The sequence below is a fragment of the Streptomyces chiangmaiensis genome, from assembly GCF_036281785.1.
GTDB lineage: Bacteria > Actinomycetota > Actinomycetes > Streptomycetales > Streptomycetaceae > Streptomyces > Streptomyces chiangmaiensis.
Map to the genome: position 1 here is coordinate 1 of NZ_JAYWVC010000214.1, position 13,182 is coordinate 13,182.

The 13,182-nt window shown below is 70.8% G+C and carries 13 protein-coding genes; 9 read left to right on the top strand and 4 right to left on the bottom strand.

What is annotated here, in order from left to right:
- Nucleotides 1-137 precede the first annotated feature (137 nt).
- Nucleotides 138-503, bottom strand: a complete 366-nt coding sequence (locus VXC91_RS36270; protein WP_329511607.1) for a hypothetical protein — start codon at nucleotides 501-503, stop codon at nucleotides 138-140.
- Between the two features lie 472 nt (nucleotides 504-975).
- On the bottom strand, nucleotides 976-3,501 hold the full coding sequence (locus VXC91_RS36280; RefSeq protein ID WP_329511608.1) for a Pls/PosA family non-ribosomal peptide synthetase: 2,526 nt from the start codon (nucleotides 3,499-3,501) through the stop codon (nucleotides 976-978).
- A gap of 628 nt (nucleotides 3,502-4,129) precedes the next feature.
- Here VXC91_RS36280 and VXC91_RS36285 point away from each other — a divergent pair.
- Entirely contained in the window at nucleotides 4,130-4,540 is a 411-nt protein-coding gene (locus VXC91_RS36285; protein ID WP_329511609.1) for a VOC family protein, read from the top strand.
- Between the two features lie 220 nt (nucleotides 4,541-4,760).
- Here the strand turns inward: VXC91_RS36285 and VXC91_RS36290 are convergent, their stop codons facing one another.
- Complete coding sequence (locus VXC91_RS36290; protein ID WP_329511610.1) at nucleotides 4,761-5,270, bottom strand: winged helix-turn-helix transcriptional regulator; 510 nt, start codon at nucleotides 5,268-5,270, stop codon at nucleotides 4,761-4,763.
- A gap of 222 nt (nucleotides 5,271-5,492) precedes the next feature.
- A complete protein-coding gene (locus tag VXC91_RS36295; RefSeq protein ID WP_329511611.1) occupies nucleotides 5,493-5,768 on the bottom strand; it encodes a helix-turn-helix domain-containing protein in 276 nt (91 codons plus the stop codon).
- 59 nt (nucleotides 5,769-5,827) lie between these two features.
- On the opposite strand from VXC91_RS36295, the gene map reads away from it, so the two are divergent.
- The 8 genes from map to VXC91_RS36335 form a co-directional block, all read left to right on the top strand.
- A complete protein-coding gene (gene map / locus VXC91_RS36300; RefSeq protein ID WP_329511612.1) occupies nucleotides 5,828-6,595 on the top strand; it encodes a type I methionyl aminopeptidase in 768 nt (255 codons plus the stop codon).
- Between the two features lie 685 nt (nucleotides 6,596-7,280).
- Nucleotides 7,281-8,378 carry a DUF1611 domain-containing protein gene (locus tag VXC91_RS36305; RefSeq protein WP_329511613.1) on the top strand — a complete coding sequence of 366 codons (1,098 nt, stop codon included), beginning with the start codon at nucleotides 7,281-7,283 and terminating at the stop codon, nucleotides 8,376-8,378.
- The gene (locus VXC91_RS36310; protein WP_329511614.1) at nucleotides 8,375-9,469 is read left to right on the top strand and encodes a hypothetical protein; all 1,095 of its coding nucleotides are present in this window, start codon (nucleotides 8,375-8,377) and stop codon (nucleotides 9,467-9,469) included. The genes VXC91_RS36305 and VXC91_RS36310 overlap by 4 nt, the downstream gene beginning before the upstream one ends.
- On the top strand, nucleotides 9,466-11,220 hold the full coding sequence (locus VXC91_RS36315; protein WP_329511615.1) for an ABC transporter ATP-binding protein: 1,755 nt from the start codon (nucleotides 9,466-9,468) through the stop codon (nucleotides 11,218-11,220). Before VXC91_RS36310 ends, VXC91_RS36315 begins: the two co-directional genes overlap by 4 nt.
- Before the next feature lie 73 nt (nucleotides 11,221-11,293).
- Nucleotides 11,294-11,827: a chloramphenicol phosphotransferase CPT gene (cpt, locus tag VXC91_RS36320; protein ID WP_329511616.1), complete on the top strand. Its 534-nt coding sequence runs from the start codon at nucleotides 11,294-11,296 to the stop codon at nucleotides 11,825-11,827.
- A gap of 238 nt (nucleotides 11,828-12,065) precedes the next feature.
- Nucleotides 12,066-12,485, top strand: a complete 420-nt coding sequence (locus VXC91_RS36325; RefSeq protein ID WP_329511617.1) for a hypothetical protein — start codon at nucleotides 12,066-12,068, stop codon at nucleotides 12,483-12,485.
- Nucleotides 12,486-12,516: 31 nt separating this feature from the next.
- Nucleotides 12,517-12,864, top strand: coding sequence for a DUF6247 family protein (locus VXC91_RS36330; RefSeq protein ID WP_329511618.1), 348 nt, complete (start codon nucleotides 12,517-12,519; stop codon nucleotides 12,862-12,864).
- On the top strand, nucleotides 12,861-13,182 hold a 322-nt coding region (locus VXC91_RS36335), incomplete at its 3' end, for a hypothetical protein (RefSeq protein WP_329511619.1). The genes VXC91_RS36330 and VXC91_RS36335, both read left to right, overlap by 4 nt.

A 13,182-nucleotide genomic window follows, 5' to 3' on the forward strand; every position in this document is an offset into this window, starting at 1 on the left:
GAGGAATGGGAGGTATTTGGTGAACGGCCGGTGACGAAAGGAGGTTTGGTCGCAGAGGAGGAAAGCCGAGGGCGCAAAGCGGGCCGAGGACAGCGCGCTCGGCCCGCTTCCTTGGCCCCCCACGGCCCCCGGCCTGGTCAGGCGCGGTCCGTCAGGTCCTCCGCGAACACCTGCGACAGCGGCTGCGGTCCCACGTACTGCTGGCAGTTGCACTGGCCGGCCTCGTACCGCAGCGGTTTTTTGTTCTCGTCCCACGCCGTGGGCACTTCGACGCGTTCGTGGCACCGGCCCTGCTTGTCGTGCTTGGCGAGATGGTGCGTGCACCCGCACACCGGCTCCGGCGGCTGGTGTGCCGCCTCGACCGCCAGGCGTTCCTGCCGGGCCGCCTCCAGCAACTGCAGCTTGCGCTCATGCCGGTTGCGCAGCGCGGTGCGGGCGTTGTCGGCCACCCACGCGAAGCCGCCCGTCCAGAAGATGATGAGGACCCACCAGAACCAGTCCACCCGCTGCCCCCTTTTCCCCCAAGTCCCGCCACGGCTCAGGATAGAGGCCCGGCAAAGACACGGTCGCTGCGCTGTGCCGCCTCAGGGCGCGGCGTCCCGGTCCGGGCCTCGCGCGCCGCGGCCGCGCGGGTGGCCCCGGTGGGGCGTCAGTGGGTGGTGGACCGGGCGGCCTGCTCGATCAGGCGGGCGACCGCGGCCGGCTGCGAGACCGCGACCGCGTGGGAGGCCTTCACCTCGACGGTGTGCGCGTGGGCGCGGTCGGCCATGAACCGCCGGCGGGATGTTGTGGTCCTCGGTGGCGATCAGGCTGAAGGTGCGCCGTGCAGGGTCCAGGGCGGCGCGCCCCGGCCGCCTGCCGGGGTGCGGGCGGCGGAAGGTCGCGGGATGCCGAATCCGCCTGCGCGTGCCCGCCGCCCGTGTGCGGGGGCGGTCACGGCGCGTTGTGTGCCCGCCGGACCGACTGTGGTGTCGGTCACGGCGTGGGTGCCGGGTAGCGGTGGCCGGCCGTCTTCGTCTGCGTGGCGGGGTTTCCGTGCCACCGGGCCCCCGCGGGGACTTCTTCGCCCTTCATGAGGAACGAGTCGGGTGCCAGCGTGGCGCCTTCGCCCATGGTCACGCCGTAGTGCACGTGGGCGGCCACGCCGAGGGTGACGCCGGTGTGCAGCGTGCTGTGATCGGACTTGAAGGTGCCGTCCTCCTGCGAGTGGCACTGGATCCTGCTGCCGAGGTTGAGGGTGCAGTCGTCGCCGATGGTGGCCAGGGTGCGGTCGGTCAGGTAGCAGCCGTCGTCGAAGACCCGTTTGCCGACCCGGGCACCCATCAGGCGCCAGGCCAGCGGCTTGAAGGGGGTGCCGTTGAAGACGTGGAAGTATTCGACGGGCAGTTTCCACAGGCGCTCGTGCAGCCAGAAGTCCTGGTGGTAGATCGAGCACAGCTGCGGGCGCAGTGGGCGGAACCGTGTGACCAGGCGTTCCACGAGGATGAGGTAGAAGGCGGTGAACACCAAGGTGAGCGCCGCGGATACGGCGACCATCACCGATCCGGCCGTGCCGCGGGCTGCGATCGTCGCCGTGCCGAGGATCGTGACCGCGAAGAAGTACAGCCAGCCGGCCCCCAGGAACAGGCCCATGGTGGCGAGGTTGTAGCGGTTCTTCACGGCGAGGTGGCGGGGCAGTTCCTCGCGGGAGAGGAGGTGGTCGAAACGGCTGTCGCGCTCCACCGACCGCGGGATCTCGAAGGGCGGTGAGCCGAGCAGGCCGACCCCCTCGTGGACCCGGCCCTCCAGCGGCACCATCACCTTCGTCGCCAGCAGGCAGTTGTCGCCCGTCCGTGCCCCGGCGGGGAAGGCGATGTTGTTGCCGATGAAGTTGTCCCGGCCGATCGTCGCCCGCGAGATACGGAAGGAGGTGCTGGAGAAGTCGGCGTTCACCACGGACAGGCCGTCGGCCACCATCGTGCCGGTCCCCACGGTGCTGTGGAACGGCGAGTCGTGCTCCACCTCGGTGCCGAAGTTCGAGCCGGTCTGCTGCACCGGGGAGAGCTTGTATCCCAGCCCTTTGAGGTAGTGGACGATGTAGGAGCTGTCGCCGAAGAGCCGCTTGAAGAACTTGATGTTGGTGGTCCGCGCGATCGTCCGGTGCACCGAGTAGTGCAGCCCGTACAGCGGATACACCGTGTCGGGCTTGACCAGCCGGTTCAGCAGGCGCGGCAGCGTGCACAGCGCCGCGGTGCCCAGGACGACGAATCCGAAGAACACCAGCAGGGACACGCGCAGCGCGTCGGTGTAGAACCGGGGCGAGGTGATGCCCGGCGAGACCGCTTGTGTGCCCACCACGTGGGCGATCGCCGGGGAGGTGGCCAGCAGCATGTACGAGCCGCCCACCGCCAGCGGCACGACCACGAACAGCACCTGCAGCAAGGTGACCAGGCCGTAGGCGGCACGGCGCGCCGTTCCGCAGCGCGCCGGCGGCACAGCCGCCGCGCCGGTGTGCGCGCGTTGCGCCGGGGAGCCGTGCCAGTACTCGCCGCCGGGGACGCGCTGGCCGCTGTGCAGCGAGGACGCATGGCCCAGCCGTCCGCCGTCACCGACCGAGGTGTCGATGTCGAGCACGGTCTTCTCACCGATGACGACGTTGCTGCCGAGGGTGACCCGGCCGGTCTGGATACGCCCCGCTTGTGCCCGGTAGCACAGGAAGAACGACTCCTTGCGCAGGACCGTGTCGGCACCGATCGTGAGCAGATCGGTGCACACCGGTATGCGGCGGGAGAGGATCGTGACCCCGCTGCCGATGCGCGCGCCCAGGCAGCGCAGGTACAGCACGTAGAGCGGATTGCCCACGAAGAAGAACATCGGGTTGGCGCGCACCAGCACCCGGACGATCCAAAAACGCAGGTAGGTCAGCCCCCACAGCGGGAACTCGCCGGGTTTCCAGCGGCCCACCAAAATCCACTTGGCCGCGATGGGGAAGGCGCACAGTGCCACGAACCCGGCACCGCCGAAGAGAACCGACCGCAGGTAGATACGCAGCGCCCCCTGGCCGGCGGCGACCCAGTGGTAGCCGCGGGCGGCCACCAGCCCGACGACGAAGACGTACCCCACGAACAGCAGCAGCTGCACCGCCCCGCACAGCATGTAGCGGCATGTACTCGTGCGGGCGGGCGCATCGGCCTGCGCCGGCTCGGGCACCGGCTCCGGGCCGGCCCCGCCCACGGCAGCGGCCAGGCTCCGGATCGTCGGATGCTGATAGATGTCCTTGATCGACACCGAGGGCAGGTCCGTGCGTTTCCTGACCCGTGCGCAGAACTGCGCCATGACCAGTGAATTCGCACCCAACTCCTTAAAGAAGTCTCTGTCGAGGGCCACCTGGTCCGTCTGCAGGACCTGGGCGAGCACATCAGCGAAATGGGTCTGGAGAGCAGCTGGTGAGTCGACGTACCCGTTGTTGCGGTTTTCCGATGTACCGGTTTCAGGTGTCGAAATTCCGGCAGAGCGCACCATATGACAGACCCCTCGGGATACTCGGTCGCCGGCACGGCCACATGCGACTTCCCCCCAATGGGCGTTCTCCCCGGGCACTGAACACGATTCCCCCGGGCACCGAGAACGTTTCTCCAGTGTCCGCCATCGGCCCCTGCACGGCCACCGGGGCCCATCACGCCCCGGGACACGGGCACCTCTGGACAACGGGCCTGAAAAAGGGGCCGGTGCACGCACCGCACCCGGCCCGGGGCCGGGCCGGGTGCGGTGCGGGCGCATTCTCACGGCCCCCCGCACCGGCGGGTGAAGACCGCGCGGCCCGACACGCTCCGGCGGTCACCCGGCCACTCAACTTTTTACCGAGCCTTTTCCCCATTACTGAGACCTTTTTGACGGGGCCGGGGACGCGGCCTTTTCCCACGCGGCCGAAGGGGGTACCGAGTCCGTCGTGTCTCATGGGGGCGCATGAGGTCATGCACGGCGATCGCGCGAGGCGGCCGAAGCCTTCCCGCTCACAGCGGGAAGTTTGGGCCGGCCCGCCCCACCGCCCTGCCCGGGCCGGCACCCGCCGGCCCGTCCCGGGGCCGCTGTCAGTGCCCGCGGCTAGTGTGCGGCGCAACTGACCGCTTGCCCCCAACCGGGAGGAATCATGACCTCGCGTCTCAACCCCTACCTCATGTTCGCCGGCGACGCCCGGCAGGCACTGACGTTCTACAAGGACGTCTTCGGCGGCACCCTCGCGCTCAACACCTACGGTGCGGCCGGCCAGCAGGACTCCCCCATGGCCGACAAGATCATGCACGGCATGCTCGAGACCCCCAGCGGCTTCACCCTGATGGGCGCCGACACCCCGACCGGCGAGCACAACCCGGGAAACACCTTCTCGGTGAGCCTGAGCGGCGACGACGACGCCGAGCTGCGCGGCTACTGGGACAAGCTGTCCGCCGGCGGCACGGTGGCCGTCCCGCTGGACAAGCAGATGTGGGGCGACGTGTTCGGCATGTGCACGGACCGCTTCGGCATCCCCTGGATGGTCAACATCACCCAGCCGCAGAGCTGACACCGCACCCGCACCGCCCGCAGCCGGCCGGGCACACCGGCGCCCGGCCGGCCTGCCACGCCCATCGCCCGGCGCACGCCCTGCACACGGGCAGGGCACACCGTCTGCCCGCCGGCCCCGCCGGATTGCCACCGCATTCAGACACACCGGCCCCCGCCCGCACGGCACGCACTGCCCGCCCCGCAGCCGTGATGCGCCCCCGGTGACACAAAGGGGCGGCCTACCCGGTGACCACGCCGTCGTCGGCGGCCGGCCGGGTCCCGGCCTGCGTGTGGGTGAGCATGACCACGTCGGTGGCGGGCACCTCGTGACCGTCGTCGTCGAGGAACCCCACGTGGACGGGCCGGCCGGTGGAGCGCGCCCGCCGCAGCGCGGAGGGGCCCGAGGGCCGCGGGCGGTGCACATCGCCCCACTGCTGCAGCGCGGCCAGCACCACCCACAGGTCGCGCCCGGCCTCCGTGAGGTGATAGCTCTGCCGCGGCCTGCTGCCCGGCTCCTGGTAGGTCTGCGTGCACAGCACGCCGGTCTCGACCAGAAGCTTCAGCCGGGCGCTGAGCAGGTTCGAGGCGATCCCCAGGGACGACCGGATCTCGGCGAACCTGTGATGGCCGGCGAAGACCTCACGCAGCACCAGCAAGGACCAGCGCTCGCCGAGAATCTGCAGGCTGCGCTCGATGGAGCAGGCCGGCTCGTCGTCCATGGAACCCGACCACTGCCGTCCGGTCGCCACCGTCCACCTCCACCCGTGCCACATCCCGCACATGCCCCGGCTGCCGCACGGCGAGGCCACGAGTCTACCCCTTGAGTTTCCTCTTGCAACTCAGGTGGTCCCGGCGCCGCCCCCGACCCGTGACGCGGTACGCGAGCGGCGGTTCCGCGGAGTTTGACCACCCGCACGTTCGTGCCACCGAAGGCCGGCTTAAGCGATACGGGGTGCGGCGCCGCCCACTCCTCAAGCCGACAGCGCCGGCTCCTGCCAGTCCGGGTCATGCGCGCACGCGGCCGCCAACTCGTCCAAAGACACCTGCAGCGCGGCGGCCAGGGCCGCGACGGTGAAGAAGGCCGGGGTCGGGGCCCGACCGGTTTCGATCTTGCGCAGGGTCTCCGCGGAAACCCCCGCCGCGGCCGCCACCTCCGCCATGCTGCGGCCGCCGCGTGCTCGACGCAGCAGCGCACCGAACCGCTCGCCGCGTTCCCGTTCCCACGGTGTCAGAGGAGTCCTCACCATGACCGTGATACTAATACCGGTATAAGTATTGGGTCGACGTGCTGCGGGGAGTCGAACACATGGTGGAGATCAAGACCGATGCCGCATTGGACGCGATGCGGGAAGCCGGACGTGTGGTGGCCCGCGCCCTGGCCGCAGTCAAAGAAGCAGCCGGCGTGGGGGTGTCCCTGCAAGAACTGGACGAAGCGGCCCGGTCAGTTCTGGCCGAGGCCAAAGCCGGCTCCCCGTTCCTCGGATACCGGCCGTCCTTCGCCCCGGTCGCTTTCCCGGCCGTGATCTGCACGTCCGTCAACGACGCCGTGTCGCACGGCATCCCGACCGGCTACCGGCTGCGCGACGGCGACCTGGTGAGCATCGACTGCGGCGCCCGGCTGGACGGCTGGACGGGCGACGCGGCCATCACCTTCACCGTCGGAACGCCACGCCCCGGCGACCTCGATCTGATCGACGCCACCCAGCAAGCCCTCGACGCCGGCATTGCCGCCGCCCAGGTGGGCAGCCGCATCGGCGACATCTCTCACGCCGTCGGCACCGTCGCCCGCACGGCGGGCTGCGGCATGCCCGCCGACTTCGGCGGCCACGGCATCGGCCGCCGCATGCACGAAGACCCTCATGTCCCCAACCGCGGCCGCCCCGGCCGCGGCTTCCCCCTCCGCCACGGCCTGGTCCTCGCCATCGAACCCATGCTCATGGCCGGCGGGCAGAACACCTACCGCACCGACAGCGACGGCTGGACCCTGCGCACCACCGACGGCAGCAGAGCCGCCCACATCGAGCACACCGTCGCCATCACCGACCAGGGCCCCCGCATCCTGACCCTGCCCTGACGTCGACCGCCCGGTGCGGTGAGCGCACCGTTCCTGACTTGTTCAATCGATCCCAGACGCGCGGTTCGCGGCCGTAGCGTCGAGGGTGCCGGTCGGCACGGGCTCGACCTGTTCCTTGCCGCCCTCGGGCTGGCTCGTCCTTAGCGTGCCGCCGCCGGCCGGCACCCACGCGGTGTGGCCCGACAGAGGCATGAACATCATGATGACGCTGTGACTTCAAGTCAGGATGCCCGCCGCACTTCCCTGAACAGCTCCCAGCCGTTCGGGGTGTTCGGCCCAGCAAGGGTTCCGGCAACAGGGCCCACTCCCGCTCGGTCCCTGGGAACGGTTCGCCCAGCGGTTGCCGTTGGGCGTCCGCCGTGCGGTTCCGGTGCTGCCGGGCCCTGCCCTCACCGTGCACCGCGGCGACCGGAACCGGGGATTCAGGAACACGTACGCGGCCCGGGGCTGACGTGCCGTCATGTGCGGCTGCCGCAGCGGCGGGACGGCACCCGGTGATGGCGATGCGGCCGGCGGCGAAGCGGCGGGCGTTCGATCCGCCCGCGGTGTTTCGCCCTGGGGGCGAAACCCTGTTTCCTGCCCTGCTCCGCAGACCTCCGATTCCGCCCCGGCCTGAAGGCCGGGGCGTCCTCGGAGGTATTTGGTGAACAAGAGCCGCACCACAGACAGGAGTAACGTGGCGCTCGTGGTCCAAGGCATTTCCGCCGCCAAGTGGAGCTACGTCACGCGCAGGGTCGTGGACCGGGGCCGGATGTGCCTGAGCGGGTTTCCGCGCGAACCCCGGCTCGGTGATCTGGTCGCGGCGAAGGTGACCGCGCTGGGGGTGCACGATCACGCGGAGGACGTCCACGGCCGCAGCGTCAGCCTCTATCCGGGAGACATCCTCGTCGGCGCCTACGGCAACCGGTACGCGACCGACTTCTTCGAGGGGTATCTGCCGGAAGGGACGGCTGTCCACCTGCTCACCGCGGGCGGCGTCATCGGTACCGTCGTGTCCGCCCACACGCGCCGTGGCCCGCCGACCGAACTGGAGGTGATCGGCGCGCTCACCGACCCTCGTGGCGCGGTGTTGTCGGTGGAGGATTTCGCGATGCCGATGCCTGTCCCGGCCACGCCGGGGCTGGGCACACTGGTCGTGTTGGGTTCGTCGATGAACGCGGGCAAGACCACCACCGTGGCGGCGATGGTGCGGGGCTGGCGCCGCGCGGGACTGACGGCCGGCGCCGGCAAGATCACCGGTTCCGGCAGCGGCAAGGACCGCTGGATGTACATCGATGCGGGCGCCACGGCCGTCCTGGACTTCCTCGACTTCGGGCTGCCTTCGACGTTCGGCTACCCGCTCGAGCGGTTGCGCGCCACGATGTTCGGCGTCCGTGACGGCTTGGTGGGCCAGGGGGCCCAGGCGGTGGCCCTGGAGATCGCGGACGGCCTGCTGCAGACCGAGACGTCGGCGCTCGCCACCTGCCTTGCGGGTTTTGCCGACGGGGTGGTGCTCGCCGTCGCCGACGCGCTGGGCGCCAGGGCCGGCAGCGACATCCTGGCGGCTTTGGACGTGCCGGTCCGGGCGGTGAGCGGCCGGGTGACCGCCAGTCCACTGGCCTGTCGCGAGGCCGCCGCCGCCACCGGGATTCCGGTGCTCTCCCCTGCGCAGCTGGCGGGCGGTGCGGCGGTGGACCTGCTGGCCCCGGCGCCTGCGGCAGCGATCGCGGCGCCCGGCGGCGCCGACGGCGGATGCGGCGGTGAACCGGCGGGCGGCTGCCGCACGGGGAAGCCGGGCCTATGACACGGGCCGTGGTCTATCTCCCGGACGGCAGCTCGGGCCCCGGGCGGATCGGGGACGCCGACCTCGAGGTGGTGCGCCGGGGACCTGCGGAGCTGGTGCTGCCCGAGGCGACCGTCCATGACGTGCGAGGGGGCCGGCTGTTCAACAGCCTTGCGCTGGCGTTCGATCCGGCCGCAGGCGGCGGTCCGCTGGCCGGGGCGGAGGTCGACCGGCAGGCCCGCGCGTTCGGCCTGGTCAATACCGCCTTCCATCTCCAGCGCGCACTGAGGTACTTCGCCGGCCTGCTGCAGCGGCCGCTTCCGCACCTGGTGGCGAGGATCGGGATGCACGACCGGCCCCGTCGCTGGGGCGGCGGCCACTACCGGCTGCCGGGGCGGGCGATGGCGCCGGAGGGGGAATGTGCCGGGCCGGACGGGGAGATCCACCTCGGGGGAGGCGCCCGTTTCCTCACCCCGGCGACGGGCGAACCGTATTTCCACGCCCCGGCACACAACGTGGCGATCATCTACCACGAGGTGGGACACCATCTGTGCCGGCACACCGCGGACTTCCGCCTCAACAGGCTGCGCCCGCCGCGCGAGCAGACCAACAAGAAGATCGCGCTGGACGAAGGCACCGCGGACGTGTTCACCGCCGTACTGCTGGGTACTCCCGACATCTACGGCTGGCACCGCCACACCGTCGAAGAGTTCGACCAGCGGCGCCGCAAGCTGGACGGCCACTGGACGATGGCGTACTTCCGCGGGGGCCGCGACGGGGACCCGCACGCCGACGGCACCCTGTGGGCCTCGGCATGCTGGACCGCCCGCGCGCGTGTCGCCGAACGCGGTGCCGATCCCGTCCGTTTCGACGCGCTGCTCGTGCGCGGCCTGGAACTGCTCGGCCACGCAACGCCCCTCGCCCGCACCCGGGAGGCACTGCACGGCCGCCGGGACTTCTCCCGGCTGCTGGCAGCCATGACGCACGCCGACGCCCGGCTCGCTCCGACGGTGCTGGCCGCCATGGCCGAACACGGTATCCGGCCGGGCGCGAGCAACGCCGAACTGACCGAAGCCGCCCGCCGCCCCGCCGTCGATCAGGCGCACAGATGAGGGGTCACCCGGCAGACTTCGGGCTCCTGCGGCAACTGTGGCGGTTCCGCAGTTACGGGCGAGCGCACCTGAAGGTACTGCTGCTCGGGGTGGGCTTCCGCGTGGCGGAGCTGGTGGCCGACCTCGCCCAGCCCTGGCCCCTGGCCCTGGTCATCGACGACGTCCTGCGCGGCGGCCACTCCCACGGGCCGCTGGCACGCCTGGTGTCCCCGCTCGGCGGCTCCCCCCTCGCCATGCTGACGGCGGCGGCGGTCGCCGTCCTGGTCATCACGCTGGCCTCAGGCACGTTCGACTACCTCGGTGACCGTGTCATGAACGGCGCGGGTGAGCGGATCACCGCGGCCATCCGCGCGGACGTCTTCGCCCACCTGCAGCGGCTGCCCATGGCCTTCCACGACCGGCAGGCCGTCGGTGAACTCACCAGCCGCATCTCCACCGACACCGACCGGATCGAAGACGGGCTGGTGGACCTGTTCTCGACCCTGCTGCCCGGGCTGCTGTCCATCGCCGGCTTCGCCGCCGTCCTCGTCTCGGTCGACTGGCGGCTGGGCCTGATCGCCATCAGCTGCGCCCCCCTGGTGTTCGTCACCGCCTCCCGCTACACGCGGCTGACCCGCCAGGCCGCACGCCACCAGCGCGCCGCCGAGGGCCGCCTCGCCGGCTACGTCGCCGAGTCGCTGCAAGGCATCCGCACCGTCCACGCCTTCGGCCGCCACGACCTTCACGACGCCCGCTTCGCCACGGACAACACCAGCGCACTGAACGCAGGACTGCAGTCGGTCGAACTGCGCGCCCGGTTCACCCCCCTGCTGGAAGCCGCCACCGCGGTCGGCACCGCGGTGCTGCTCTGGGCCGGCGGCTTCGGCGTGCTCAGCAACTGGTGGAGCGTCGGACTCCTGGTCGTCGTGGCGAGCTACATGCGGGACATGGTCAAACCGATGCGCTCCCTGTCCCGTCTGGCGCTGACCTTCACCCAAGGGGCGGCCTCCGCCGAACGTGTCGCCGCCATCCTCGACCAGCCGCTGCGCCCGCCGGCCCCGCCGCGGCCGCTGCCCCGCCGCGCCACCGGCCGCATCGACCTTTACGAGGGCAGTCTCGACTACGGCCGCGGCCCCGTGCTCCACCGCCTCAACCTCGTCGTCCGCCCCGGCGAACGCATCATGCTGCTGGGCCCCAACGGCGCCGGCAAGACCACCGTGCTCGCCCTCGTCGCCGGACTGTACTCCCTGACAGAGGGCCAGCTGCTGCTCGACGGACTGCCCATCGCCCAACTGCCCCGCCCCTGGCTGCGCCGGCAGGTCGCCGTCGTCCTGCAGGACACCTTCCTGTTCTCCGGCACCCTGACCGACAACCTCCGCTACGCACGCCCCGAGGCCGGCCCCGAGGAGATCGCCTCGGCCGCCGACGCGGCGCTGGTCACACAGTTCGCCGCCGAACTGCCCGACGGCCTCAACACCGAGATCGGGGACCACGGCACCGGCCTGTCCGGCGGCCAGCGCCAACGCGTCGGCATCGCCCGCGCCCTGCTCCTGGACGCACCCGTCGTCCTGCTCGACGAACCCACCACCGGACTGGACCACACCGCCGAGCAACTCGTCATCCGCGCGCTGACCCGACTCGTCAAGGACCGCACCGTCATCATGACCACCCACCGACCCGCCCTGGGCTCTCTGGCCACCCGCACCGTCCACATGGACGGCGGGGCCCTGTGCGGCCCGGCACCCGGCATCAGCCTCCCCTCGACCACCTGACACCGTCTGAGGATCCAGCCGCCCGCCCGAAATCCGCTTGGAGTGCGGATCCGCCGCTTTCTAAGGTGGCGCGGTGACGACTCACATGATCGTGCTCAACGGAGGCTCCAGCTCGGGCAAGTCCGGGATCGCCCGGTGCCTGCAGTCCCTCCTGCCGGATCCGTGGCTGGCCCTGGGCACCGACACCCTCATCGAGGCGATGCCCGCGTCCCTGCACACGTCGGATACAGGGATCGAGTTCACCGCCAACGGACAGGTGAGCGTCGGGGGGCAGTTCAGGACCCTGGAAGCGGCGTGGATCGAGGGAATCGCCGCGATGGCCCGTGCGGGCGCCCGGGTCATCGTCGACGAGGTCTTCCTCGGCAAAGCCGGCTCACAGCAGCGATGGCAGAAGGCCGTGGGCGACCTGCAGGTGCTGTGGGTCGGCGTCAGATGCGATGCTGCGGTGGCCGCGGGCCGCGAGATCGCACGAGGCGACCGGGTCACCGGGATGGCCGCGTCCCAGGCCGAACTCGTCCACCAGGGCGTCGTCTACGACCTGGAGGTGGACACCACCCACGCCGAGTCGATGGAGTGCGCCCGGACCATCGCCGCACACGTCAGATGACCGGCGGCCCGGCCACCTTGCCGCTTCGGTACCCGGGCGTTTCACCAGGCCGTGCGATGGTGCACGCCGAGCCGGCCCGGCCGGAGCACACAATCCCGGCGTCACCGCCGCACACGAAGTGAGGGTGAGCGCTGCAGCGAGCATCGCCACCCAGCGGACACACCCTTGATGGCACACCGATTCGATCCGTAGTACCGTTTCAATAGGTAGAATCGCCGCAGCGACCACGGAGCGACACATGCCTGCCGTAGGCGAGAGTGAACGCGCCCCCAACATAGCCAAGGGCGTTTGGGACGCCGCCGGGGCCCGCGCCAAGTCCGAGGGGCTGCCTCTCATCTGGATCATGAGTCGCGCCCTCACCGAGTACGCCGCAGGAACGCTCCCGCTGCCCCACCGGCCCACCGATGGACAGGCGGGTAACCGGCGCGGACGCAGCGTCTTCGCATCCGACGCGGTATGGAACGGCGCCGACAGGCAACGCGCCAAGGACGGCGTCCGGTCCATGTCCGCGCTGTGCGAGATCCTGCTCGACGCGTACGCCCGCGGCGATATCCACCCCTACGCCCGTATAGTCACCACGGCTCAGCGCGACGCGTTCACCACCTCCGGCGCACCCGGCCGGCCCGCGGGCGCCACGTCCGTGCCCGTAGCCGCCTGACCCGCACTGTCATGACGAAAGAGCGTGCGCAATGACAACCGCCGCCGTCGGCATGCGGGGATCCCTCCCGCCCATGCCCGAACGCACCCCCAAGGCGCTCCGCGCCGCCATCGAACAGCACACGCCCAAGCTTCTGCCCGACTTCGACCGCAACTGGCGCGAGAAGATCGCCGACACCTACGACCTGGCACCGCTGCCTGCCTTCATGGCCCGGTGGTGGGCCGAATTCGCGCTCGCCCGGGATCCCCAACTGGAGGCCATGGTCCACCACCTGGAGGACGAGGCCGCCCACGCCACGGACAACGCCCACGCCAAGAGCCTTGTCGAACAGGCAGGACGACTGCGCCGCGAGGCGAGCAAGGCACAGCCCGGCCAGTGACATCCGAATTCATGGGCCCTCCCTGGCAAGCCGACTGGACGAAAGAGGCCGAAGACAACAGAAACGCCCTCCCACCACCGGCCCGTGCCCTGGTCGACGCCGCCCGCGCCGAACTCGTCACCGCGAAAGACCCCTATTTCCGGGGCATCGACAAAGCCGCCGACCTTCCCGCCGGGATGAGCGTCGAACCTGTCCAGTCCACCCGCCCCGGCGGAGCCCATGTCATCTACTTCGATCACGGCCGCGGATGGCTCCGATACGTCTTCGCACCCCGCACAGCCGACCCCCAGATCTTGAATCCTCCCCCAGCTGAAGCAA

Coding starts and splice junctions, on each gene's coding strand:
- VXC91_RS36280 (WP_329511608.1), bottom strand. CDS start 3,501: ATGGTGCGCTCTGCCGGAATTTCGACACCTGAAACCGGTACATCGGAA.
- VXC91_RS36285 (WP_329511609.1), top strand. CDS start 4,130: ATGACCTCGCGTCTCAACCCCTACCTCATGTTCGCCGGCGACGCCCGG.
- VXC91_RS36295 (WP_329511611.1), bottom strand. CDS start 5,768: ATGGTGAGGACTCCTCTGACACCGTGGGAACGGGAACGCGGCGAGCGG.
- map (WP_329511612.1), top strand. CDS start 5,828: ATGGTGGAGATCAAGACCGATGCCGCATTGGACGCGATGCGGGAAGCC.
- VXC91_RS36310 (WP_329511614.1), top strand. CDS start 8,375: ATGACACGGGCCGTGGTCTATCTCCCGGACGGCAGCTCGGGCCCCGGG.
- VXC91_RS36315 (WP_329511615.1), top strand. CDS start 9,466: ATGAGGGGTCACCCGGCAGACTTCGGGCTCCTGCGGCAACTGTGGCGG.
- VXC91_RS36325 (WP_329511617.1), top strand. CDS start 12,066: ATGCCTGCCGTAGGCGAGAGTGAACGCGCCCCCAACATAGCCAAGGGC.
- VXC91_RS36330 (WP_329511618.1), top strand. CDS start 12,517: ATGACAACCGCCGCCGTCGGCATGCGGGGATCCCTCCCGCCCATGCCC.